This window comes from Bacillus xiamenensis, from assembly GCF_000300535.1.
GTDB classification, from domain to species: Bacteria; Bacillota; Bacilli; order Bacillales; family Bacillaceae; genus Bacillus; species Bacillus xiamenensis.
This window is the reverse complement of the sequence record NZ_AMSH01000005.1, coordinates 89,686-110,454: the sequence shown is the minus strand read 5'-3', so window position 1 is coordinate 110,454 and position 20,769 is coordinate 89,686. Positions and strand designations below refer to the sequence as shown.

Sequence of the window (20,769 nt, the reverse complement as noted above, 5' to 3'; positions counted from 1 at the left end):
ATAAGGAAGACAAAGGGCTAAAATAAAGGACATTTTAGCCCTTTGTCAACAATCTGACACGCTCTCCATCAAGAGCGTGTGTCTCTTTTTTCTACATCATGACAATTTGCTATTGTTTTATAGTTCACCTTATGAATAAAATGAGGAGAATGCAAAAAGAAACCAGTTGAATGAAAGGAGGAAGTCTCATTGGCTATTGCTGCTCGTGCAAAGGATAAACCTCAAAAAGCTGTCACTGGCTCAACAGTTTATCCTATTTTATTGATTATCGGTATTTGCCATTTGCTCAACGACACATTACAAGCCGTTATTCCTGCCATGTTCCCTATTTTAGAACGATCAATGGGGCTGACCTTTACACAATTAGGGCTGATTGCCTTTACATTAAATATGGTCTCCTCCGTGATGCAGCCTGCTATTGGGTGGTACACAGATAAACGGCCGATGCCCTACGCACTTCCCATTGCACTATTCTCAAGCGCTGTCGGTATTTTCGGTCTTGCATTTGCACCATCCTTTACGACCATTCTGCTTTGCGTCGCCTTTATCGGACTCGGCTCTGCTATTTTCCATCCAGAGGGTTCCCGCGTTGCCAATATGGCAGCTGGTCCAAGACGTGGACTTGCACAATCAATCTATCAAGTCGGCGGAAATACAGGTCAAGCCCTTGCACCACTGATTGCCGCACTCATGCTCGTCCCGCTCGGCCAGCCAGGAGTCGCCTGGTTTACGATTGTTGGATTGGTTGCTACCTGTTTCCTTCTCTACATTTCGAGATGGTACGCAGGGAAGCTTCAAACCATTCGAGCACAAGCGAAAAAAGCGGCTGCAAAAGCGGCCAGATCTGATATGCATCGCAAGTCAGCACTCGCGGCACTCGGCATTATCGTCTTCCTTATTTTTGCTCGCTCTTGGTATGGGAATGCAATCTCGAATTTCTATGCGTTTTATGCAATTCAACAATATGGTTTGACAATTAAAGAATCACAAACTTATATTTTCTTATTTCTTATAATGGGTGCAGTCGGGACATTTCTAGGCGGACCGCTTGCAGATCGATTTGGCAAGAAAACCGTGATTTTGGCTTCATTACTAGCATCCTTTCCACTTGCCCTTTTATTGCCTTTTGCCGGACCTGTTTTTGCGTATGTTTTACTTGGACTCATTGGCATCATTTTAATGTCAAGCTTCTCTGTTACAGTGGTATACGCCCAAGAACTATTTCCCGGGAAAATCGGCACAATGTCTGGTTTAACGGTTGGGCTGGCGTTTGGAATGGGTGCAATCGGATCGGTTGCCCTCGGCTCATTCATTGATGCCTTCGGTTTAACGCCTACCATGATCGGTGCAGCCTTTTTACCAATTTTAGGCATTTTAGCTGTCCTGCTTCCTAGTGATCAAACCATCACCAAATGGAATGAATCATAAATGAAAACCGCTCAAATCACTGAGCGGTTTTTTTCATATCTCATAAAAATGTGTATCGGGAACATGCTTCTTTGCGATAAACCCTTGCTGAAAGTCCGGAAATACCTCTTGTACCTGTTGAATCTTTTGATGAATCAAATTGGCATATGGAAGATACAAATGATCCACCAGCTTTTGATCTGTCATATAGTAATACCAATTGAGATTAAAGGTACGCTCATCAATGATTGTAAAGGCGGAAAAATGATAGAACAGCAGTGGACATTCATCGAGATAAATATCTCCTTTCACAACAGAGAGCTCGTAGTTTTCAATATTCCAAATCGCTACATTGGCACCTTTAGATGCCACCACATGGACTCCCTCAAAATCATCGACCCATCTTTCAACATACCGCTGATCTCCGTATGTCTTTTTTTCCGTATCCATTTCTACCGTACAGTGTGCAATGCAGTTTTCTTTCCACTGCGTCACAGCCCGTTTGGCCACATCTGTGTTGCGGCAGCCTACAAAACCAGTATTAAAACGGCCGGATAATTCATAATAGTGATAGAATCGCTTGGAATTCATATGATCTGTCAAATATAAATGAGCGAGTGGATTCTCTGCAAATATTTCCTTTGGGTGATGATAAAAATACAAATCTGTATCCAAATGAGCGAGATAATCCGCATCAGAGGACTCTAGAATTTTGAGTAAAAACGCAGGCTTTAATGTCCAGCAATACTCATGAAACGTACGATCATCCTTTGCCTTTCGCAGCGAATCATCTTCAATGTCTTCAAGCTGTTCATATTGGACATGCGGGTGAGGAAATTCACTTAACACCTTGTAAGCCAAAGGGTCAGCACATAAAACGGAGAGTTTGAAGGAACGAGCCGTCTGCTCAAGTGAATGAATCAGCGCCAGCAGCTTCAATACATGGGTATTCGACACAATGGTTGTAAAATGATAGGATGCCATCTACAGCACATCCACTTGAAACAAGTCAACATGCAGCAGCTCTTGCGTCAGCCCTTGAATGGCTTCTACTAGAACCGCAGAATCATATTCCTGCTTTGCAAGCTGCGCCGCCTCTGACAGTTTTTTCAAAGAAAAGTGCTTTGCGGTCAGCACATCCTTTTGATCACGTTTGATGCCCATATTCCGCTCTGTAATCATATGCAGCAGCTCTAAAAAATAAGAGAGCAGATCATTAAATGCCGGGTTTTCACGCAGCTGACGAATTTCTTTCATGATGTCATTGGTCACAGTGTGAGAAAATGGTCCAGAGAAGGCCAAATGAACATCAATGGAATCAATATTGTTGTACTTCTCGCACATATACAAAATGTTATATTTGATGTCATCGAATGACGTTAAATTACTTGGATGCTCCTGATGTACACTCAAAATATCCTCACGCAGCTCAAATGAGAGGCCAAGCTGATGCAGACGAATCCCCAAATCATAATCCTCAAACCCGTACCGAACGATATTTTCATCAAACATCCCTAGTTTCATGACATGCTTTCTCTTTACGGAGGAGTTATTTGTAATGAAAAATCGCCACGGCAATTGATAAGAACTTAAATCATAGTCGTACGTGTTTAAAATGTCTTTCAGGATATCAATAAATTCGGACTGCAAGTCGAAGCTTCTCTCTAGAAATGCTCCGTTTTCCACTTCCTCCATTGATAAAAGAGGCGTTTTGTCCTTCATTTTCCGCTGATACAGCCCTTGTTCTTTCAATCGCTTCACATGATCTTTATCAAATCCAGTGTAAAAATAACGATAAATTCGCTTCCAGCAAACACCGCAAATGACAAGATCCTCTTGATCATCATGTGCTTCTGCATGCTTTTGAATAAACCTCGGTTCTGCGAGCATATCACTGTCATGAAAAATTAGCAGGTCTCCCTCCGCCTCGCGAATGGCATGATTGCGCCCCTTGGCAATCCCTTGATTGACGGGGATACGCACCTTTTTCAACGGAAAGTTCACTTCCATTTTTTCGAGCATTTCCATCGTGCCATCCGTTGACCCATTATCGGTGACAATGACCTCAAATGGAATATCTGTTTTTTGGCGTGTTAAGGAAAAAAGACTCCCTTCTAAACGCTCTTTGGCATTATAGCTCGGAATAATGACGCTTACCTTCGGCTTTTCATTCATGCGTCATCCACCTCCAGTGTGGCATAGCCGTTAAACATCGGATTGACTTGTTCCACAGATTCAATCACATGGCGCAGCACTTCTCGATAGGCTTCTTGGAAAAATGGCAAATCATTTCTTCCTTTTTCATGGATTTGCTGCATATCATCCTTGCTCACAATCCGAAAACCACTGAAATGATAGCAAATGAGCGGACTTCCATCCTCAAGCAGAATACGTCCATCCTCTTCCTGATAGACATGCTGTCCATAATTCCAATGACCAATATTGACACCTTTCGTTTCAATCTCTTCTACGTTGTCAAACAGCATTGGCATATGATCCAAATACCCTTGATCGCCAAATTTACCTTCTCCAGGCGCATTTTTGCATTCTTTTAGACACTCTTCTTTCCACCAGCTGAGACACTTTCTGCCGGCTTCATCTCCTTTAAAATGTAGGAATCCTGAATTATATCGGCCTAAAAGCTTCTGAAGCATCGTCACTTCCTCTGGATCAAAGCTTGGAATGACGATATCCCCTCTTGATAGGAGAACAGAGGCATCCGGCTGGTTTTGAAATATAACTTGCGGACTCTCATAAAAGAATAAATCCGCATCAAGATACGTCACTTCTTCTGCCTTCTCCTCTTCGAAAATACGCTCAATCCAGATCGGCTTTAACGTCCAGCAATATTCCGAATCATCCCGTTCCTTTTTGATCTCTAGAAGCTCAGGTGTTTCAAGCTGCCGTACATGAACAAGATCGACATGCGGGAAATTCATTTGATGAAGCAAATCAAATGCAGCATCATCCATACATAACGTCTTGATGACAGCATCATCTTCTACTTGCTTCAACGATAAGAAAAACGCAATGGCTTGATAAAGTCTTCCACTTGATAGAACCGTACAATATATGCTGTTCATCTATTTACACCTCTATTTTTGAAAGAATTCGCGGTACCATTCAATGGTTTTCTCTAAACCTTCATCAATGGAGTAGTCTGGCTTCCAATCAAGCAGCTTTCTCGCTTTTTCTGCCGACAAATATTGATGCTTAATCTCATGCGTTCCTTGGTTGAGAATACGAGGTTTCAGGTCACTTCCCATTGCTTTTAAAATCTTATCTACGAGTTCAAGGACCGTCAGCTGAATTTCATTACTAAAATTAAACGCTTCTCCAGCAAGCCCTTTTTCCTCCATTTTTTCAGCTAGGAGCAAATAAGCCTTAACCGCATCTTCAATGTAGAAATAATCGCGAATAAAGGTCCCGTCACTTCTAATTTCTGGAACCTTTCCCTCTAACACAAGCTGGATGGTTTGCGGAATGATTCGGTTAAAATTCAAATCCCCGCCACCGTATAAATTACCGCACCGCGTCACACAAACCGGAAGACCATATGTGTTGTAGTATGTGTGAGAAATTAAATCTGCGCAGCTTTTCGATACATCATACGGGTGCTTCCCGTTAAGCGGCATGTTTTCATCATAAGGAAGCTGCTCCTGATCACCGTAAGCTTTATCACTTGATGCCACAATGACTCGTTTGATGAGCGGCTGCCTCCTGCACGCCTCCAGCACATTCCATGTCCCTAAAATATTGGCTTCAAATGTAGAGACCGGATGTCTGTTTGCGACCCCAACAATCGCTTGGGCGGCCAAATGGAAGACGGTATCAATTTCGTACTCTCCTAGTGCACGTTCAATCGTTTGCATGTCCTCAAGTGCGCCTTGCACGACATTCATTTTTTCAAACTGACTGCCTTGATATAAATTCGATCTTGGCACTTGATCACGTACAAGCCCTGTTACGTTTGCTCCTTGATCTATCAATTCCTTGACGAGGTAACTCCCTAACAATCCCGTACACCCGGTCACAAATACGTTTTTCCCATTCCAAAATCCGCTCATGCTGTCACCAAACCTTCCATGGTTGTTTTCCTTCTGTCCACATGTCGTTGATTTCCTTCAAGTTTTTGTACGTATCAATTGCTGTCCAAAATCCGTGATGCTCATAAACCGCAAGCTCTCCATCATTCGCCAGATGTTGAAGCGGCTCCGCTTCGAACACGCATTGATCATCATCTGTTAAATAATCAAAAACCTTTGGAGACAACACAAAAAATCCTCCATTGATCATCCCGATACTGTCCGTCTTCTCAGAGAAGGATTGTGCCATCCCGTTATACACCTTAAGTGTCCCGTACTGTGACTTCTTTTCAATTCCTGTAACAGTGGCAGCTGCCCCAATATCTTGATGGCGCTTAAGTAAATGAAACATATTGATATTGGCGAGCCCGTCACCATACGTCATCATAAATGTTTCATCCCCAATGTAGTCTTGTGCCTGCTTTAACCGTCCGCCTGTCATCGTATCCTCACCCGTATCTAAAAAGGTGATTTTCCAGTTCTCCGACTTCCCTAAAAGCTTCATTTCTCCTGTCGACATATCCAGCTGCATGCTGTGATGCCGCCAGTCGTAGTTGAGAAAATACTCTTTGATCTTCTCTCCTTTATATCCAAGTAATAAGATAAACTCGTCAACACCGTAATACTGATAGATTTTCATAATATGCCATAGAATAGGCCGATCTCCGATCATAGCAAGTGGTTTAGGAAGCGCTTGTGTGACCTCACTCATTCTCGTTCCCTTTCCTCCGCAGAGAATGACTGCTTTCATCTTCTCCCCTCATCTCTCTATGAAATTTTTGATTAAAAACCTTATCTTTATGCGGAAAATCAGTACATGTTCCCTTATACTTTGTCCGATATCAGGTTTTGAATCTACTCTATTCATATGTAAAAAAGAGAGTTCGCGCCACCTAGCATTCAACTATTTTTACAAATAAAAAAGAGCGAGATTTGTCTTCTCGCTCTTGCAAAGTTTAAATTGTATATTTTCAGGGTAGATGGTATGATAAACATGTGCATACGCAACACAAACAGCCTCTTTCTATAAAGAGACTACTAGATTGAATGAATCAAGTGGCAGCTTGCGTCATTCTCAATATGAATCACGGAGGTGAATTCCCATGGCACAAAACGTACTTTGTGAAGTGAACTCTTGCCGTTTTTGGGCTGAAAACAGCTGTACAGCCTCTACAATTAAAATTGGTAAAAGCACAATGTCTGACGTGACTCGCAATGTAGACACTGATTGCGAAACATTCGAAACAAAATAATAAAAGATTTCTGAGATGAAGGAACTGGCAGGTTCCTTCTTTTCTTTTATCATTCTATCAAGAATGATAATTATTATCAAGTGTTTTTCAGTAAACATTTCTCGGGAAATAATGACACGATATTTCTCCATTCGTTGACGATTTTCACTCCTTTTTCTATACTCAACATATCCGAAGAAGAAAAAGTGGTGACCAATCAGTGGATTTTACGATACGTTTTCTATCATTCTTTGTGGTAGAAGTAGAAGGCAAAGATGAACAAGCAAATAAACGGTTTAAACATTATCAAACATTAGACCAAGAGGAATTTGAACAAAGTGAGCTGAAGGACTTTTTAGACGGTGAGCTGAAAAAAATCGTCAAACGAAAAGTGGACAGACACCCTAAGTCTGAGCAAGTACCGACTAAAATTGGCCGTTTTATTGTCGAACCGGGTCATGAGCTCGATTCAAATCCAAACTACAATTTATTTCATCAGACGAGATTTGCAGATACAAAGGAAATATTCAACGAATGCAGCGAACAATTTGTTCGCACCTATTTAGATACAAGTGCTGTGAGGGGTGGCGTTTTTTTAGTTGCTTCCGCAGTTCCTAAAAAGTATTTCGATGACTCCTTTGTCTTTATCATGAAATGTGATTTTGAACAGAAAGTCGCTTCTATTGCTGATACATCTACCTTGATCCGAAAAGTCGAAATGGCGATTACAACCAAAAACATGAAATCGATTCAATATCCGTTTATGCCAGAAGAGGGCATGACAGAGGAAGCAGAAGTGAAAATCCACCAATCCTCACACGCTCGTTATTTTGAGGACTTCCTGAAATTCGTCGAATATGGGGAATCGATGCCTGAAATCATGAAATCACAGGTCATGAATATGGTTCAGGAACAAGTATTTGAAACATTACAGGATGAAAGTGAAGAATTAAAACAATTTGAAGAGGACCTTGAAATATGGGAAGCGAGTGAAAAGCGTGAGATTAGGGAAACGCTCGATACAGAACAGGTCACGTTAGCAGCTTCACATATTGTTGAACAAACCCCTGACATCACAATGAAAATGCGTCTAGGTGAAACAGAGATCAAAGGTCTTTTAGCAGACTTTGGCCACTCGATCCATATTGCAAAGGTCAACAATCGTTATGTCGTACTAGTTGAAGCAGACCAAATCATATTCGAAAAAGGTAGCACACCTGTTGAATTCCATAAACCAAATGGCTTAAAAGAAGTCGTCAGCCAGCTGACGCAAAAAGCCTATGATTCGGGCATTGAATAGGTGAATATTACTGCCTCATGCGTTCAGCCGCATGAAGGCAGTTTTTTTATGTTGCTATCAGCCTTTACCACATATGCGATCATGAAGAAAATACATTCACTAACCTGACTTCTGTTACATCTTGACTTGATGATTCACACTTCCCCATAAGAGACATGCTGCCGATTGCCTCTCGTCCATAGACTTAAAAACAGTACGCTCATCATAATCATCAGCCAAAAGACACTGTTCGCCCCCCAAAATTGAATGACTGTATATCCCAGCAAAGGTCCTAAAGCAGCCCCCAGATCTTGAACAAAGGAATAGCTAGCAAGGAAGCGGTTCCTATCTGTTTGAGTAGAGGCTTTGTGAAAAGCAAGCGTATCGGTTAGCGTCGTTAAAATCGTGGACAACAGCTGAAGCAAAAGCAACATCACAAGAAACCAGCCAGTGATCTTCAGCATGGCTCCGAGTATACTGAGAGCTCCAAACGAAAGAAACATCCAGCACAGCATTCGTTCCTTCACCACAACCCCGTCAAACCACCTGCCTGCTCTTGGTGCGACAAATGGTTCCCATCCCCATCTGATTGCTTGAATCGCCCCACTTAAAGCAGACGCACCTATGACATAACCGAGAAGAGCTATTCCATTCTGGCCGATCTTGACTTCAATCACATGACTCAACGTTGAAGCAAATAAACCTTGTATGATCAGTGCTACAAGCATACCTGTCAGAAGAACTTTCACAACTTCACGTGAAAGCCACTTCTGTTTGATGCCTTGATAGACTTGCGTCTCTTTGCCCTTCTCAATCTCATCTAAAGACACATAAAAAATACACCCTAGCAATGTGAGCAAGCCAAAGACGAGCGTCATGGGCTGGAAACCGATCAAGCTGGCGAATACCCCGCCAAATAGCATTCCGAATAAACTGCCGAGACGGTAAAGCCCGTTATAAAGACCCGTTAAATGCCCTTGTGTGCCTTCATCCATTTCAGCCATCAACCGCATCCCGCTCATACGAAGTAAAGTCCAAGCTAATCCCCAAGCGCACCGGCAGATCAGCAGCAGCCAAAAACCGCTGACGCCATATAACATCGTGGTCACTGACGCCAGCAAGATAGCAATCAATACGCCAGTCTTCATCGGCACATACCGGTATAGCCACCAAACAACAGGCGCTAAAGGGATGCGAATGAATCGGTTGATCGAGAGCAGCAAACCGACCTCCCAAATGGACGATAATCCAACCTCTCTCCAATAGATAGGCAGAACAATATAAAGCATTGAATCTCCAATGAGTGCAAACGCAGTGATAAGTGATATGGACACGACCTGCTTTTGACGATGATCCATTTTTTTGCCCCCTTCGCTACCTTTACGATAAGGGGTGCCTTATAATAAATCTAATGAATGTTTTTGATCCAATCATCAAAATAATTGATAGGTGGTACAAAAATGAATTTACATGCCCTCCGTATTTTTGCAAAGGTAGCCGAAACGAAAAGCGTCACACAAACGGCAGACGTGTTGTCTTTGACACAACCAGCGGTGACGGCTCAATTAAGAAGCATTGAACAAGAAATCGGTTTCCGCCTATTTAAACGAAACGGCCGAGGAATTACACTGACAGAGATGGGAAAAATTCTGTATCCTTATGCCCGGCAAGTATTTGAGGCTGAAAAGGAAGTAGAATATCAGATCACACTTTTACAGAACGGGAAAAAAGGGAGACTGCGAATTGCTTCTACCTACGTTCCACTTAACTTTTTGCTGCCTGGATGGCTGGCTACGTTTAAAACATCATCACCACAGACAGAAATTGAATTAAAAAGCGGAAACTCCGCTCAAGTCATAGAGAATCTTCTGCAATATCATTCAGATGTCGCCATCGCTGTCATTGAAGACCTGCACCATGAGGACATCCACACCTCCCATTTGACTAATTTAAGCTATGATTTTATTGTCCCGTCTGATCATCCGTTGAACGGACAAACCGTTCCCCTTGAGCGCCTGCGTCATGAACCCTTTTTAATGCGAGAAGAAGGCAGTTCCACAAGAGAGAAGCTCTTTTCTCTTTTTACCTCGAAAGGAATTAAAAAACCGAACGTTGATTTACAATTCAGCGGTGTCCATGAAGCCATTCAAATGATCAAAGCTGGCTATGGCATCACACTTGTTCCTCGTGACGCTGTTCAGCAAAGCTTAGAACGTGGAGATATCGGACGCGTGTATATCGAAGGAGTTGACATTATCAGACCTGTTGTTGTCTGCAAACGAGCGAATGACCTTGAGGAAAATAAAACAGTGAATGCCTTTCTGCAAATGAAAGACATTGGACCATTTATACCACCAGCCTTCAATTAAAAAAGTGCCTGCTTCGTAAACAGGCACTTTTTCTATTCGGATGGTTGGACAAGATCAAACGGAACAGCCTTTGATGCCTTTACTAATTGTTCTGGTGTGATGAGTATTTCATTTCCCCACTCGCCAGCTCCTACTCCTAATACCTCTTCTTCTAATAGCGAAGCTTCAATAATCGTTCGGAACCCTTCAGGCTGCCAGCAAAATGGCGGAATCGAACCAATTCGATAGCCCGTCACTTCAAGAACCGTGTCTGGTGAAGCCATTTTGATATTACGAGAGCCTGCTGCTTTTTTTAGTTTTCCTGATTTGATGTGCTGATCAGCACCAACCATCACAAGCAGCTGCTCCCCTTCCCCTGTTTCAAAGATCAATGTTTTGATCATTTGTCTTTCTCTAAAACCAAGAGCTGCCGCTACATTTGCTGCACCCTTCTCTGTTTCGTCAGAAAATGTTTTGATGTCATACGGAATGCCAAGCTTGTCCAAAAAGTCGTGTGCTGGTAATTTTCTCAATGGATTGAACCCCTTTCCTTACAATGTCCTTTCATTTAGCTTATCACAATCCTCTCATCCTTAAGATGTATTTTTCAATAGAAAGCCTCTAGCCCCTTCGCTCTCATGCTATACTGAACTTGTTTTTGAAAAGGAGCCGGTTTGATATGGGAAAAACGTTTTGGTTTTACACAGGCAGTAAAAGCCTTCTGATGCTAAGTGATATCGTGTTTGTGATGACCATCACTTTCGTCATTTATCAAGATACACAATCTGCTACCTATGCGGCATTATTTCCACTCATTAGAACGTTATGTCAGCTATTAGCTGGGCTCATCTCTCCTGTTTTGATTGATCGCTTTCAAGCCTATCGCCTTTTAAAATGGCTCCCTCTTGCACGTCTTGTGATGATGATCTTGTTCACCACACAATTCCATTTCTTTCAGCAGCATATCGTCTGGCTGTTTGGTGCACTCATACTCATTTCGATGACAGGCGGATTCATCAGTCCTTTATTACAGGCGATCATGCCAATGCTTGTGCAGGCAAATCAGCTTGTTCAAGCGAACAGCACAGCCTCCATTTTTCAACAAATCGTTCAAATTGCCGGCTATTCGTTTACCGGAATACTCGTCTTGTGGATTGGGTCAACTTATTTATTAGCTTTCACTTGTCTCATGATTGTATGTTCTTATCTATTGTTCTTACCCGTTTTGCCTTTGCTTCAGGAAGAAAACACGACTCAAAGAACGAATCAATTAAACAGTTTCAAAGACGGCTGGACGGTCATTTGGAAAAATAAAATGATTCGTACCCTGACATTCATGGATGTTTGTGAAAATATAGCGGGATCTGTTTGGATTGGAGCCATTACACTCGCCTTTGTCACGCATGATTTGAATAGAAGCGAGGATTGGTGGGGGTTTATCAACGCTGCTTATTATACTGGCGCCATTATAGGCGGGCTGCTCGCTGCATGGTTCAGTCGTTTCATTCAAAAACAGCTGCTCCTCTTTATGGCAACAGGTTCATTCATCTATGCAGTGCTCACCATTCTTTTTGCAATGAACAGCCTTCCATGGCTTGCGCTGCTGCTTTGTATTCTGATGGGACCTGCCTATCAAATTCGAGATGTTTCCCAGCAAACCATTCTTCAAACAGCAACACCCACCCGTGACTTATCAAAGGTGTATTCCGCTCACTACGTCCTTTCTTCTGTATCTGCCGGTTTATCCATCTTCTTTGTTGGATTTATTGCAGATACATTCGGCGCAAGGTTTGTGTATTTGTTATGCGGACTGTTTGTCCTCGTCTGTTCCGGCATCGCCATTCTTGCTTTCATGGTGCAGAAAAAAAGAGCGGCTGTTTAAGGCAGCGGCTCTTTTACTTTTCTTTTAACATCGCAAACATGTCACGGGCCATGGTTTCTAAAATATACACAACGGGTGTCTGTGTGGTGATATTGGCTCTGTGCATCCGTTCATCTGTAACGTAATAGGCAATATTGACATCAGAAATACGTGAAATCGTACAGTGCTGATTGTTTGTAATACTAATGATCGTACTGCCTTCTCTCTTTAATTTCGAAATATGATCAATCGTAATACGGTTCTCCCCTGATACAGACAGCACAATCGTGACGCTATTGTCTAAATACTGCATATTCATCGGAAAAAATGGATCATTGATGTAAAACGAAAATTTTTCAAGACTTGAAAAGTATCTTGCCCCATATTGCGCCAGAATGCCAGAACTGCCAGTCCCAATAAACAGCACATTTTTTGCCTCAGCAATCAGCCTCGCTGCCTCTTTGATTTTTTCTTCAAAATCTCCTTTCAATGTTCGTTCTATAAATTCATATAGAAAATGCTGTGTGCTTTTCAAAGAGGGCGTTTGCTCTGATTCTAAATACATTTTGAGCTTCACTTTAAACTCTGAAAAGCCTTCACACTTCACTTTTCGGCAAAAGCGAAGGACAGACGAGGTAGAAATATGAGCAGCATCTGCTAAGTCGCGAATTCTCATATAGACGACCTTTTCACTGTTTTCCATAATATATCGGTATAAAGCGCTCTCTAGTTCATTAAAGCTGGAAATGACCTCACTTGAAAACATCTGACTTCCCCTTTCTCCAACAACATGTCACAACGTGTTTCTTTTATGTAACAAATCTCTAAATAGGGCACCCTTGCCTAAAGACGCCAAAGCCATTTACGCACAAGATGCTCTCACGATAAGCTATAGTTGTACAAACAAAAGAACAATTGGTTTCAATCTATTATAACATTGTGCGTTACATTATTCGGAGGTGCAGAGCATGGCAAAAGGATTAAAGGTTGTCACAATTGGCGGAGGATCAAGCTATACGCCCGAGCTAGTGGAAGGATTCATAAAACGGTACGATGAATTTCCAATTAGCGAACTTTGGCTCGTCGATATTGAAGCGGGAAAAGAAAAGCTTGAAATCGTCGGAAATCTTGCAAAACGAATGGTGAAAAAAGCCGGACTTCCAATTGAAGTTCACTTAACACTCGATCGTAAAAAAGCCCTCGTTGGCGCTGATTTCGTCACAACACAATTCCGCGTCGGATTACTGGAAGCACGTATGAAGGATGAACGCATTCCTTTAAAATATGATGTCATTGGTCAAGAAACAAATGGTCCTGGCGGTCTATTCAAGGGCCTGCGCACCATCCCTGTCATTCTTGATATTGTAAAAGATATTGAAGAATTATGCCCGGATGCATGGCTTGTGAACTTCACGAACCCTGCCGGTATGGTCACAGAAGCCGTTCTACGCTATTCAAATCACCGTAAAGTCGTTGGCTTATGTAACGTGCCAATCGGCATTCGCATGGGCATCGCCAAAGGGCTGGATGTAGATGCAAGCAGAGTGGAAGTCAGCTTTGCTGGATTGAACCACATGGTATTTGGACTGGATGTATTCTTAGACGGTAAAAGCATCATGGATCAAGTCATTGAAGACATGGCAGATCCAAACTCCACCATGTCAATGAACAACATTCAAGCGATTCCATGGGATGCAGATTTCTTAAAAGGGCTTGGCGTAATTCCTTGTCCGTATCACCGCTACTACTACAAAACAAGTGATATGCTGGCTGAAGAAAAGAAAGCAGCAGAGAATGAAGGAACGCGTGCAGAAGTCGTTCGTGCACTAGAAAATGACCTATTCGAGCTTTACAAAGACCCTGATCTTGATATTAAACCGCCACAGCTTGAAAAACGAGGCGGTGCTTACTACAGTGACGCAGCGTGTAACTTGATCGCATCCATTTATAACGACAAGCATGACATTCAGCCTGTGAACACGATCAACAATGGCGCGATCAGTGACATTCCAAATGATTCTGCCGTTGAACTGAACTGCGTCATCACAAAAGACGGTCCAAAACCAATCGCTGTTGGTGAAATGCCGGTCGCTGTCAAAGGACTTATTTCTCAAATTAAATCCTTTGAACGTGTAGCCGCTGAAGCAGCCGTGACAGGCGACTACAACACAGCCCTTGTTGCCATGACCATCAATCCGCTTGTCCCATCAGATGCCATTGCAAAAAGCATCCTAGATGAAATGCTAGAAGCACACAAAGAATATCTTCCGCAGTTTTTTAATAAAGTAGAAGCATAATAAGAAGGAACCGCACTTGTGGAAAGTGCGGTTCCTTCTTATTTACCGGCAAATAGCTGATCCATCCGAGCGAGATCATATGTTAATAGCCAGTGCTGTAAGCCCTCATAGACCGGCCGCAGATGTTCAGGGTCTGCCGCAATGAGATCACAGCCTTGATCATCATATAAGTGGAAAATCATCTGTTTTGAGAGGTTGATTAGATAGATTTCATAACCAAGCTTTCCTTTCATGATTTGATTCGGCGTGTAAAAGTCTTCTTGGCATATTGCATGAAGAAGCGGGCGCAATCGAATATCCATCATCTGACAATTGAGCATAAATCGCTCTATTTTCATTGTTTCTTCTAGATTTGGTTGTACATAGGTCAAACGCTCGTGACGCAACCTGTGACGCACTTGTCGGTCGACATATTTTTGATAAACAAGGAGCTTTCGCTTCGTTAGTTCATGTTCATGCTGCGTGTAAACATCTGTGACGAATAGCATCTCGTCCTCTGGATGAAACGCATATCTCACAATGTCAAAAGCACGATCCCCTGCTTTCTCTAATACATCCGATTCCTTTCCTAATGACCAATCTGCCACTTCAAACCGAAGTCCATACGGCCATTCATAAAAAAGAGGCGGTGCTAGTAAAAGATCAGAAAAATTGTGTTTTAAAAACGTATCTATTAGATCGCTCATTTGATTTCCTTCCATTGGTTTTATTTTCATCTTGAAACATGGAAAAAACAATTGGAAATTCCTTGTTATTTCTTATATGATAACATGAGATGGAGGTGTGACTAATTGAAAAAATCCAAATGGTTTTTACAAATATACCTCACGACATTGATCACGATGTGGATCCAGGACAGACTTGATCAGGCGAACATCATTGATATCACCAATGTATGGGCTGATGCTAGCAGCTGGGCCATCATCTTCTTAGTGACTTTTGCTCTTCTCGAATGGATAGCTCACGTCCTATCAAAACGAAAAGCCCCTGCTCTTCACTAAACATCTCTTTTCATAGAGTTGTTTTTTTGAAATGGTTCTCCCATCAATTCCTGAATAATGCCTAATTCTGCTCCTCAGACCATTCCACATTTCGCATTTTCTTCCGATAATAGTAGTAAGCACGAATAAAATTTTGATTAAAACGAGAAGGAGTGAAGGAAATGTCAGATCAACAGCACAACGCATCCCATGAAGAAGAAGAGGAATTTAACGTTTACGACATGCTTCCGCCCGCAGGAACAATCATCGGCGGAGCAACAGAGGAAGAAATGGAAGCAGCGGCAGCACTAGAAGTGAGACATTACGCCTTTATGCGCCTGCAAGACTCATACATTCAATTTGATGGGTCTTCGTATAAAGAATTGCTCAAAGACTTTCAAGAACTAGAATTTGACTCTGCAAAATTTTGGAGAGCCATCGCACGACGCCTGCAAGTCCCATACGAATGGCCAATCCGAATCGATCATGCAAACGGTCCTATTTATATTGGTGAAACAGAGGATAGCCGTGAGGTTGGGGAGAGTGCGGAGTAAAGGAATTGGTGACCCCCTTTTTAGTAAAAGGGGGACTTTTGTTTTCTAACTAAAAAAGAAAGATTTATGACTCCTCTAAATCAAATTCCAACGCGATTGATATATTAAAGGCAATATCCCGCAATTCATGAATTTCTGATTGATTCAAGTGTTCCGCAAAACGACATACATTTTGGACAACATCCATATTCTTCTTAATCATTTCTTCATTCAATATAAAGATCGTATTCAGCGCCCACCCAGCAGTCGTTACCATTTCTTCGTCTTGAATGGAGTGCATGTATGTTTCTACTTCAGAAAAGATCCACTTAATATCATCAATGTGTTTCACTTGGTAATTTGTAATTTTTGAAAGCTGTTCAGGGTCTTTGGTGATGAATATGTCCTTCACTTCTTCTTTTGATAATGGCGGATTCTGCTTTTCATATTCAGCCTGCCACTCTTCATCCGACATCCCATCTTCTAAGCTATCCTCTGCGGTATAATGCCCAGCAATCAGTTCATCAAACGAATCCGCTAATTTGAAATCCGTCTCATATTCTAGATCAAAGTAATGAACCGGCGGATGCTCCTTTGTTTCTCTATAATCCAAAGCGATCCACGTATGACCATCCCCACAAATAAGCACAAGTCCCTCAGGCAATTCCCATTCTTCTATTAAATAATCGCTATCCATTATGCCTTCACCTTTGGCAATTCCTCTTAAATGATCAAATGACACATGATCCTCTGCCCATCCATTCGGCTGGTCCGTTGGAAAAGCGTTATTCAGGGTATACCCGCCATTTTGTTCAAGAATAAGTTTCTTATATGTATCAGGCAAGATGACGCCTAGCTTCTTTTCCGCTTTTGCAATGCCTTTTTCATTGATTTTCTTAAATGTCTCTTCACTTTCTCTGTCTGTATCCCAAAATGGTTTCAAATAAAATACCTCCAATTGTCATTTCTATCTCATCTTACCATTTGAGCTACTAGTTTAATAGTCCTATTCATAAAAAAAGAGAAGGGTTACCCCTCCTCTTTTTCATCATGATTGTTCGTTATTTCTCGCTTCAAATTCATCAAGCATTGCACGCACTTCATCTGTTGACGATGTGTTCATTAATTGATTTCTTAAGAAACTCGCTCCTCTGAACCCTTTCACATAAATCTTAAAGAAACGGTGAAGCGCCTTGAACGGACGCAGACCTAGTGAGGAGTATTGATCATGGAGATCAAGATGCAATCTTAAAAGACCAAGCAATTCATCACTCGTATGCTCCTTCGGCTCTTTTTCAAAGGCAAAGGGGTTATGGAAAATCCCGCGCCCAATCATCACTCCGTCCACTCCATACTGCTCAGCGAGCTTTAAGCCAGTTTGACGGTCAGGAATATCACCATTGATTGTCAAAAGCGTATCAGGAGCTACTTCATCACGCAGTTTTTTTATCTCAGGAATGAGCTCCCAATGCGCATCCACTTGGCTCATTTCCTTTCTTGTGCGAAGATGGATCGATAAATTCACAATGTCTTGCTCCAAAATGTGTCTGAGCCACCCGCGCCATTCATCGACCTCTGTAAATCCTAGTCTTGTTTTCACACTAACAGGTAATCCCCCTGCTTTTGCCGCTTGAATTAGCTCTGCCGCAACGTCTGGGCGAAGAATCAAGCCACTGCCCTTCCCGTTTTGTGTGACATTTGGGACAGGACAGCCCATATTAATATCAAGCCCCTGAAAACCTAATTCCGCCATTCCAATGCTCATTTGTCTAAAGTTCTCAGGTTTGTCTCCCCAAATATGAGCAACAATCGGCTGCTCATCCTCTGTAAACGTTAAACGGCCCTTCACACTTTGAATGCCATCAGGGTGGCAATAACTTTCACTGTTCGTAAACTCTGTAAAAAACACATCCGGTCTCGCCGCCTCACTCACAACATGACGAAACACAACATCTGTCACTTCTTCCATTGGTGCTAATATAAAAAATGGCCGTGGCAAATCACGCCAGAAATTTTGATTCATCTTTCGTTCAATTCCTCTCATGACATAGCGCCTAAAGGGCATGTCCTTCTGTAAATTCTTTCAGCAATTTTTATCATTATATACTTTAATATGAACGTGGCAAAATTGCAAAAAGGGACATTTGGTAACCAAATGCTGGACAAATATTCATTTTTGATCCACGATTACCGTTTTTTATTCAAGTAGAGCAAGCGAAAATAAAAATATCCCGATGTCGGTTTAATATCACGAAATCGGGATGCTTCAATACATTACTAATTAATCACAAGACTTGCCACACACTCCACATGACTCGTATGCGGAAACATATCCACAGGCTGCACTTCCTCCGTCACATACCCACCATCCTCAAGAATACGCAAATCACGAGCAAGCGTCCCAGGGTTACAGGACACGTAAACAACACGGTTTGGTTTCATCTTGATGATTGTGTCAAGCAATGCTTCATCACAGCCCTTTCTTGGGGGATCAACGACTAATGTATCTGCTTTGATACCTTCTTTGTACCAGTTTGGGATAACAGTTTCTGCTTCACCAACTGCAAATTCGACGTTTTTAATCCCGTTTAAGGAAGCATTTCGTTTTGCATCTTCAATTGCTTCTGGCACAATTTCTACACCGTATACTCTACCTGCTTTTTGTGCGAGAAATAAGGAAATCGTACCGATTCCGCAGTATGCATCAATAACGGTTTCTTCGCCTTGCAGCTCGGCATATTCAAGCGCTTTGTCATAAAGCACCTTTGTTTGAGCTGGATTCACTTGATAAAATGATCGGGCTGAAATCGCAAATTTGATGTCGCCAATCGTATCATAAATGTATTCTTCTCCCCATAAAACGGTCGTTTCGTCTCCGAAAATGACATTTGTTTTCTTTGAATTCACGTTTTGCACAATTGACCGAACGTGTGGGAAGCGTGCTATAATTTGCTCAATCACCTGCTGCTTTTGCGGAAAATTAGCCGTTCTTGTGACAAACACAACCATCATTTCACCTGTTGCAATGCCGTAGCGAACCATGACATGACGCAACCAGCCTTTGTGCCTCTCTTCGTTATATGCTTTAATGCCAAATGCATTACAGATGTCTTTTACTGCCTGTACCGCTTCGTCATTTTCTGACTGCTGGATCAAACATTTTTCCATATCAATGATTTCATGCGTTCGCTGCTGATAGAAACCAGCAACGAGCCCGCCTTCACGTTCACCAACTGGAACTTGTGCTTTGTTTCGGTAATTCCAAGGATCTTCCATGCCGAGTACAGGATGAACTTTTACACGGCTCATATCAAGCTTGCCGATCCGCTCCAATACGTCCTTTACTTGTTTGTGTTTAAATTTCAGCTGACCTTCATAGCTCATATGCTGAATTTGACAGCCGCCGCACTGCTTGTAAATGGGACATGGCGCATCTTGCCTGTGCTGACTTTCCTTTGTCAGCTCCATGAGTCGTCCAAAAGCAAATCCTTTTTTGACACGTGTGACTTTGATTTTTCCTTGTTCGTCAGGAAGGGCATTCGGTACAAAGACAGGGAAGCCTTCAATTTTCGCTACTCCTGCACCTTCGTGCGTTAAGTCTTCGAAGGTGACATTGTAGTATTCATTTTTTTGAACGGGCGGTTTCATTTTCACCAATTTTATCACCTCATTTGCAAAGAAAAACTTGGTCGCCATAAGGAACCAAGTTCAGTCTTCACCCTATTTTTTCAGCTGTTGCTTTTGGCACAATAAATTCAATATGGCGATATAGGTTTTCAAATTCACCTGGCAGCATGCCGCCGTATTCACCATCTAAATTCAATTGCATTTTATCTTTTACATCTACTTTCACGCGATTCGCTTTTGCGTAGATGACATTGTTATCATGAATATGCTCGCCTCGAAGTGCAAGGCTGACCACTCGAATGGCTTCTGCTAGATTGACCTTCTTTAAAATAATCAAATCAAACATACCGTCATCTAATATGGAATCTGGTGCCAGCTTTTCAAAGCCGCCTACTGAGTTTGTTAGTGAAACAAGAAACAGCATGATTTCTCCATGAAACAATTTGCCGTCATATTCAATTTCGACTTCTGTCGGGCGGATGGAAGGAAGCATCTCCATGCCTTTCAAATAATAAGCAAGCTGTCCTAGCATGGTTTTCAGCTTACTAGGCACTTCATAGGTCAGCTCTGTTAATCGGCCGCCTCCTGCAATATTAATGAAATATTGGCCATTCACTTTACCGATATCAAGCGGCTTTGCTACTCCATCAATGATGGCATCTGTTGCTTTTAATATATCTTCTCTTGGAATGCCAAGTGCTCTTGCAAAGTCATTTGTTGTTCCTACTGGAATGATACCTAATTTTGGTCTTTTTTCAAGCGGTGCTAATCCATTGACGACTTCATTGATCGTGCCGTCTCCACCTGCTGCTACAATTAAATCAAAATCTCTCTGTGCAGCTTTTTCTGCTGCTTGTGTTGCATCTCCTGCACATGTCGTCGCATGACAAGATGTTTCATAGCCAGCCTGTTCAAATTTTTGCAAAACCTGCGGTAAATTCTTCTTAAAGAGTTCACGCCCAGATGTCGGATTGTATATAATTCGAGCACGTTTCATTCATCATCATCCTATTATCATTATGCAATCTATTTTCACCACTAACAACCTTTAATTATACTATGAGTTTTGAAAATGGCAACTGAACAATCCCCTAATATTTGAAATCTCATGGCACGTTTC

At 42.0% G+C, this 20,769-nt stretch carries 21 protein-coding genes; 8 read left to right on the top strand and 13 right to left on the bottom strand.

Features of this window, described 5'->3' with window-relative positions:
• Positions 1 to 189: 189 nt before the first annotated feature.
• Entirely contained in the window at positions 190 to 1,428 is a 1,239-nt protein-coding gene (locus BA1_RS03685; RefSeq protein WP_008355862.1) for an MFS transporter, read from the top strand.
• A 33-nt stretch (positions 1,429 to 1,461) separates the two neighbouring features.
• Here BA1_RS03685 and BA1_RS03680 read toward each other — a convergent pair whose 3' ends face one another.
• From BA1_RS03680 to rfbF, 5 genes are read right to left on the bottom strand one after another with little or no spacing between them, the layout of a single operon-like run.
• A complete protein-coding gene (locus BA1_RS03680; protein ID WP_008355861.1) occupies positions 1,462 to 2,391 on the bottom strand; it encodes a putative nucleotide-diphospho-sugar transferase in 930 nt (309 codons plus the stop codon).
• A complete protein-coding gene (locus BA1_RS03675) occupies positions 2,392 to 3,582 on the bottom strand; it encodes a glycosyltransferase family 2 protein (protein WP_008355859.1) in 1,191 nt (396 codons plus the stop codon).
• Complete coding sequence (locus BA1_RS03670; RefSeq protein WP_008355857.1) at positions 3,579 to 4,490, bottom strand: putative nucleotide-diphospho-sugar transferase; 912 nt, start codon at positions 4,488 to 4,490, stop codon at positions 3,579 to 3,581. The genes BA1_RS03675 and BA1_RS03670 overlap by 4 nt, the downstream gene beginning before the upstream one ends.
• 12 nt (positions 4,491 to 4,502) lie before the next feature.
• A complete protein-coding gene (locus BA1_RS03665; protein WP_008355855.1) occupies positions 4,503 to 5,474 on the bottom strand; it encodes a GDP-mannose 4,6-dehydratase in 972 nt (323 codons plus the stop codon).
• 4 nt (positions 5,475 to 5,478) lie between these two features.
• Positions 5,479 to 6,243, bottom strand: a complete 765-nt coding sequence (rfbF, locus tag BA1_RS03660) for a glucose-1-phosphate cytidylyltransferase (RefSeq protein ID WP_008355852.1) — start codon at positions 6,241 to 6,243, stop codon at positions 5,479 to 5,481.
• A 352-nt stretch (positions 6,244 to 6,595) separates the two neighbouring features.
• On the opposite strand from rfbF, the gene BA1_RS18485 reads away from it, so the two are divergent.
• Both BA1_RS18485 and BA1_RS03650 read left to right on the top strand, forming a co-directional pair.
• Positions 6,596 to 6,745 (top strand): DUF1540 domain-containing protein, encoded by a 150-nt coding sequence (locus BA1_RS18485; RefSeq protein WP_008355850.1) that lies wholly within the window; start codon positions 6,596 to 6,598, stop codon positions 6,743 to 6,745.
• Positions 6,746 to 6,944: 199 nt separating this feature from the next.
• Entirely contained in the window at positions 6,945 to 8,024 is a 1,080-nt protein-coding gene (locus BA1_RS03650; protein WP_008355848.1) for a DUF3900 domain-containing protein, read from the top strand.
• A gap of 134 nt (positions 8,025 to 8,158) precedes the next feature.
• Here BA1_RS03650 and BA1_RS03645 read toward each other — a convergent pair whose 3' ends face one another.
• The gene (locus tag BA1_RS03645; protein WP_008355846.1) at positions 8,159 to 9,361 is read right to left on the bottom strand and encodes an MFS transporter; all 1,203 of its coding nucleotides are present in this window, start codon (positions 9,359 to 9,361) and stop codon (positions 8,159 to 8,161) included.
• A 102-nt stretch (positions 9,362 to 9,463) separates the two neighbouring features.
• On the opposite strand from BA1_RS03645, the gene BA1_RS03640 reads away from it, so the two are divergent.
• On the top strand, positions 9,464 to 10,372 hold the full coding sequence (locus tag BA1_RS03640; protein WP_008355844.1) for a LysR family transcriptional regulator: 909 nt from the start codon (positions 9,464 to 9,466) through the stop codon (positions 10,370 to 10,372).
• A gap of 32 nt (positions 10,373 to 10,404) precedes the next feature.
• Here the strand turns inward: BA1_RS03640 and BA1_RS03635 are convergent, their stop codons facing one another.
• Entirely contained in the window at positions 10,405 to 10,884 is a 480-nt protein-coding gene (locus BA1_RS03635; protein ID WP_008355843.1) for an aminoacyl-tRNA deacylase, read from the bottom strand.
• Positions 10,885 to 11,030: 146 nt separating this feature from the next.
• On the opposite strand from BA1_RS03635, the gene BA1_RS03630 reads away from it, so the two are divergent.
• The gene (locus BA1_RS03630; protein ID WP_008355840.1) at positions 11,031 to 12,233 is read left to right on the top strand and encodes an MFS transporter; all 1,203 of its coding nucleotides are present in this window, start codon (positions 11,031 to 11,033) and stop codon (positions 12,231 to 12,233) included.
• Between the two features lie 13 nt (positions 12,234 to 12,246).
• On the opposite strand, the gene BA1_RS03625 is transcribed toward BA1_RS03630, so the two are convergent.
• Entirely contained in the window at positions 12,247 to 12,978 is a 732-nt protein-coding gene (locus tag BA1_RS03625) for a MurR/RpiR family transcriptional regulator (RefSeq protein WP_008355838.1), read from the bottom strand.
• Positions 12,979 to 13,180: 202 nt separating this feature from the next.
• Here BA1_RS03625 and BA1_RS03620 point away from each other — a divergent pair, with 202 nt between their 5' ends.
• A complete protein-coding gene (locus BA1_RS03620) occupies positions 13,181 to 14,509 on the top strand; it encodes a 6-phospho-beta-glucosidase (RefSeq protein WP_008355837.1) in 1,329 nt (442 codons plus the stop codon).
• Positions 14,510 to 14,547: 38 nt separating this feature from the next.
• On the opposite strand, the gene BA1_RS03615 is transcribed toward BA1_RS03620, so the two are convergent.
• Positions 14,548 to 15,195 (bottom strand): DUF3885 domain-containing protein, encoded by a 648-nt coding sequence (locus BA1_RS03615; RefSeq protein WP_034738322.1) that lies wholly within the window; start codon positions 15,193 to 15,195, stop codon positions 14,548 to 14,550.
• Positions 15,196 to 15,300: 105 nt separating this feature from the next.
• On the opposite strand from BA1_RS03615, the gene BA1_RS03610 reads away from it, so the two are divergent.
• Entirely contained in the window at positions 15,301 to 15,510 is a 210-nt protein-coding gene (locus BA1_RS03610) for a hypothetical protein (protein WP_008355833.1), read from the top strand.
• A gap of 161 nt (positions 15,511 to 15,671) precedes the next feature.
• Positions 15,672 to 16,043: a hypothetical protein gene (locus BA1_RS03605; RefSeq protein ID WP_008355831.1), complete on the top strand. Its 372-nt coding sequence runs from the start codon at positions 15,672 to 15,674 to the stop codon at positions 16,041 to 16,043.
• A gap of 64 nt (positions 16,044 to 16,107) precedes the next feature.
• Here BA1_RS03605 and BA1_RS03600 read toward each other — a convergent pair whose 3' ends face one another.
• From BA1_RS03600 to BA1_RS03585, 4 genes are all read right to left on the bottom strand, one after another.
• Entirely contained in the window at positions 16,108 to 16,965 is an 858-nt protein-coding gene (locus tag BA1_RS03600; RefSeq protein ID WP_008355829.1) for an SMI1/KNR4 family protein, read from the bottom strand.
• Positions 16,966 to 17,070: 105 nt separating this feature from the next.
• Positions 17,071 to 18,045, bottom strand: coding sequence for a tRNA dihydrouridine synthase (locus tag BA1_RS03595; RefSeq protein WP_008355826.1), 975 nt, complete (start codon positions 18,043 to 18,045; stop codon positions 17,071 to 17,073).
• Between the two features lie 254 nt (positions 18,046 to 18,299).
• The gene (gene rlmD / locus BA1_RS03590; RefSeq protein WP_034738320.1) at positions 18,300 to 19,676 is read right to left on the bottom strand and encodes a 23S rRNA (uracil(1939)-C(5))-methyltransferase RlmD; all 1,377 of its coding nucleotides are present in this window, start codon (positions 19,674 to 19,676) and stop codon (positions 18,300 to 18,302) included.
• Between the two features lie 61 nt (positions 19,677 to 19,737).
• Complete coding sequence (locus BA1_RS03585) at positions 19,738 to 20,646, bottom strand: diacylglycerol kinase (protein WP_007496845.1); 909 nt, start codon at positions 20,644 to 20,646, stop codon at positions 19,738 to 19,740.
• Positions 20,647 to 20,769 lie beyond the last annotated feature (123 nt).

Excerpts from the sequence above, each read along its gene's own strand:
- BA1_RS03620 (WP_008355837.1), top strand. The coding sequence starts at position 13,181 with ATGGCAAAAGGATTAAAGGTTGTCACAATTGGCGGAGGATCAAGCTAT.
- BA1_RS18485 (WP_008355850.1), top strand. The coding sequence starts at position 6,596 with ATGGCACAAAACGTACTTTGTGAAGTGAACTCTTGCCGTTTTTGGGCT.
- BA1_RS03615 (WP_034738322.1), bottom strand. The coding sequence starts at position 15,195 with ATGAGCGATCTAATAGATACGTTTTTAAAACACAATTTTTCTGATCTT.
- BA1_RS03605 (WP_008355831.1), top strand. The coding sequence starts at position 15,672 with ATGTCAGATCAACAGCACAACGCATCCCATGAAGAAGAAGAGGAATTT.
- BA1_RS03595 (WP_008355826.1), bottom strand. The coding sequence starts at position 18,045 with ATGAATCAAAATTTCTGGCGTGATTTGCCACGGCCATTTTTTATATTA.
- BA1_RS03665 (WP_008355855.1), bottom strand. The coding sequence starts at position 5,474 with ATGAGCGGATTTTGGAATGGGAAAAACGTATTTGTGACCGGGTGTACG.
- BA1_RS03645 (WP_008355846.1), bottom strand. The coding sequence starts at position 9,361 with ATGGATCATCGTCAAAAGCAGGTCGTGTCCATATCACTTATCACTGCG.
- BA1_RS03680 (WP_008355861.1), bottom strand. The coding sequence starts at position 2,391 with ATGGCATCCTATCATTTTACAACCATTGTGTCGAATACCCATGTATTG.
- BA1_RS03640 (WP_008355844.1), top strand. The coding sequence starts at position 9,464 with ATGAATTTACATGCCCTCCGTATTTTTGCAAAGGTAGCCGAAACGAAA.
- BA1_RS03670 (WP_008355857.1), bottom strand. The coding sequence starts at position 4,490 with ATGAACAGCATATATTGTACGGTTCTATCAAGTGGAAGACTTTATCAA.
- BA1_RS03630 (WP_008355840.1), top strand. The coding sequence starts at position 11,031 with ATGGGAAAAACGTTTTGGTTTTACACAGGCAGTAAAAGCCTTCTGATG.
- BA1_RS03625 (WP_008355838.1), bottom strand. The coding sequence starts at position 12,978 with ATGTTTTCAAGTGAGGTCATTTCCAGCTTTAATGAACTAGAGAGCGCT.
- BA1_RS03675 (WP_008355859.1), bottom strand. The coding sequence starts at position 3,582 with ATGAATGAAAAGCCGAAGGTAAGCGTCATTATTCCGAGCTATAATGCC.
- rfbF (WP_008355852.1), bottom strand. The coding sequence starts at position 6,243 with ATGAAAGCAGTCATTCTCTGCGGAGGAAAGGGAACGAGAATGAGTGAG.
- BA1_RS03585 (WP_007496845.1), bottom strand. The coding sequence starts at position 20,646 with ATGAAACGTGCTCGAATTATATACAATCCGACATCTGGGCGTGAACTC.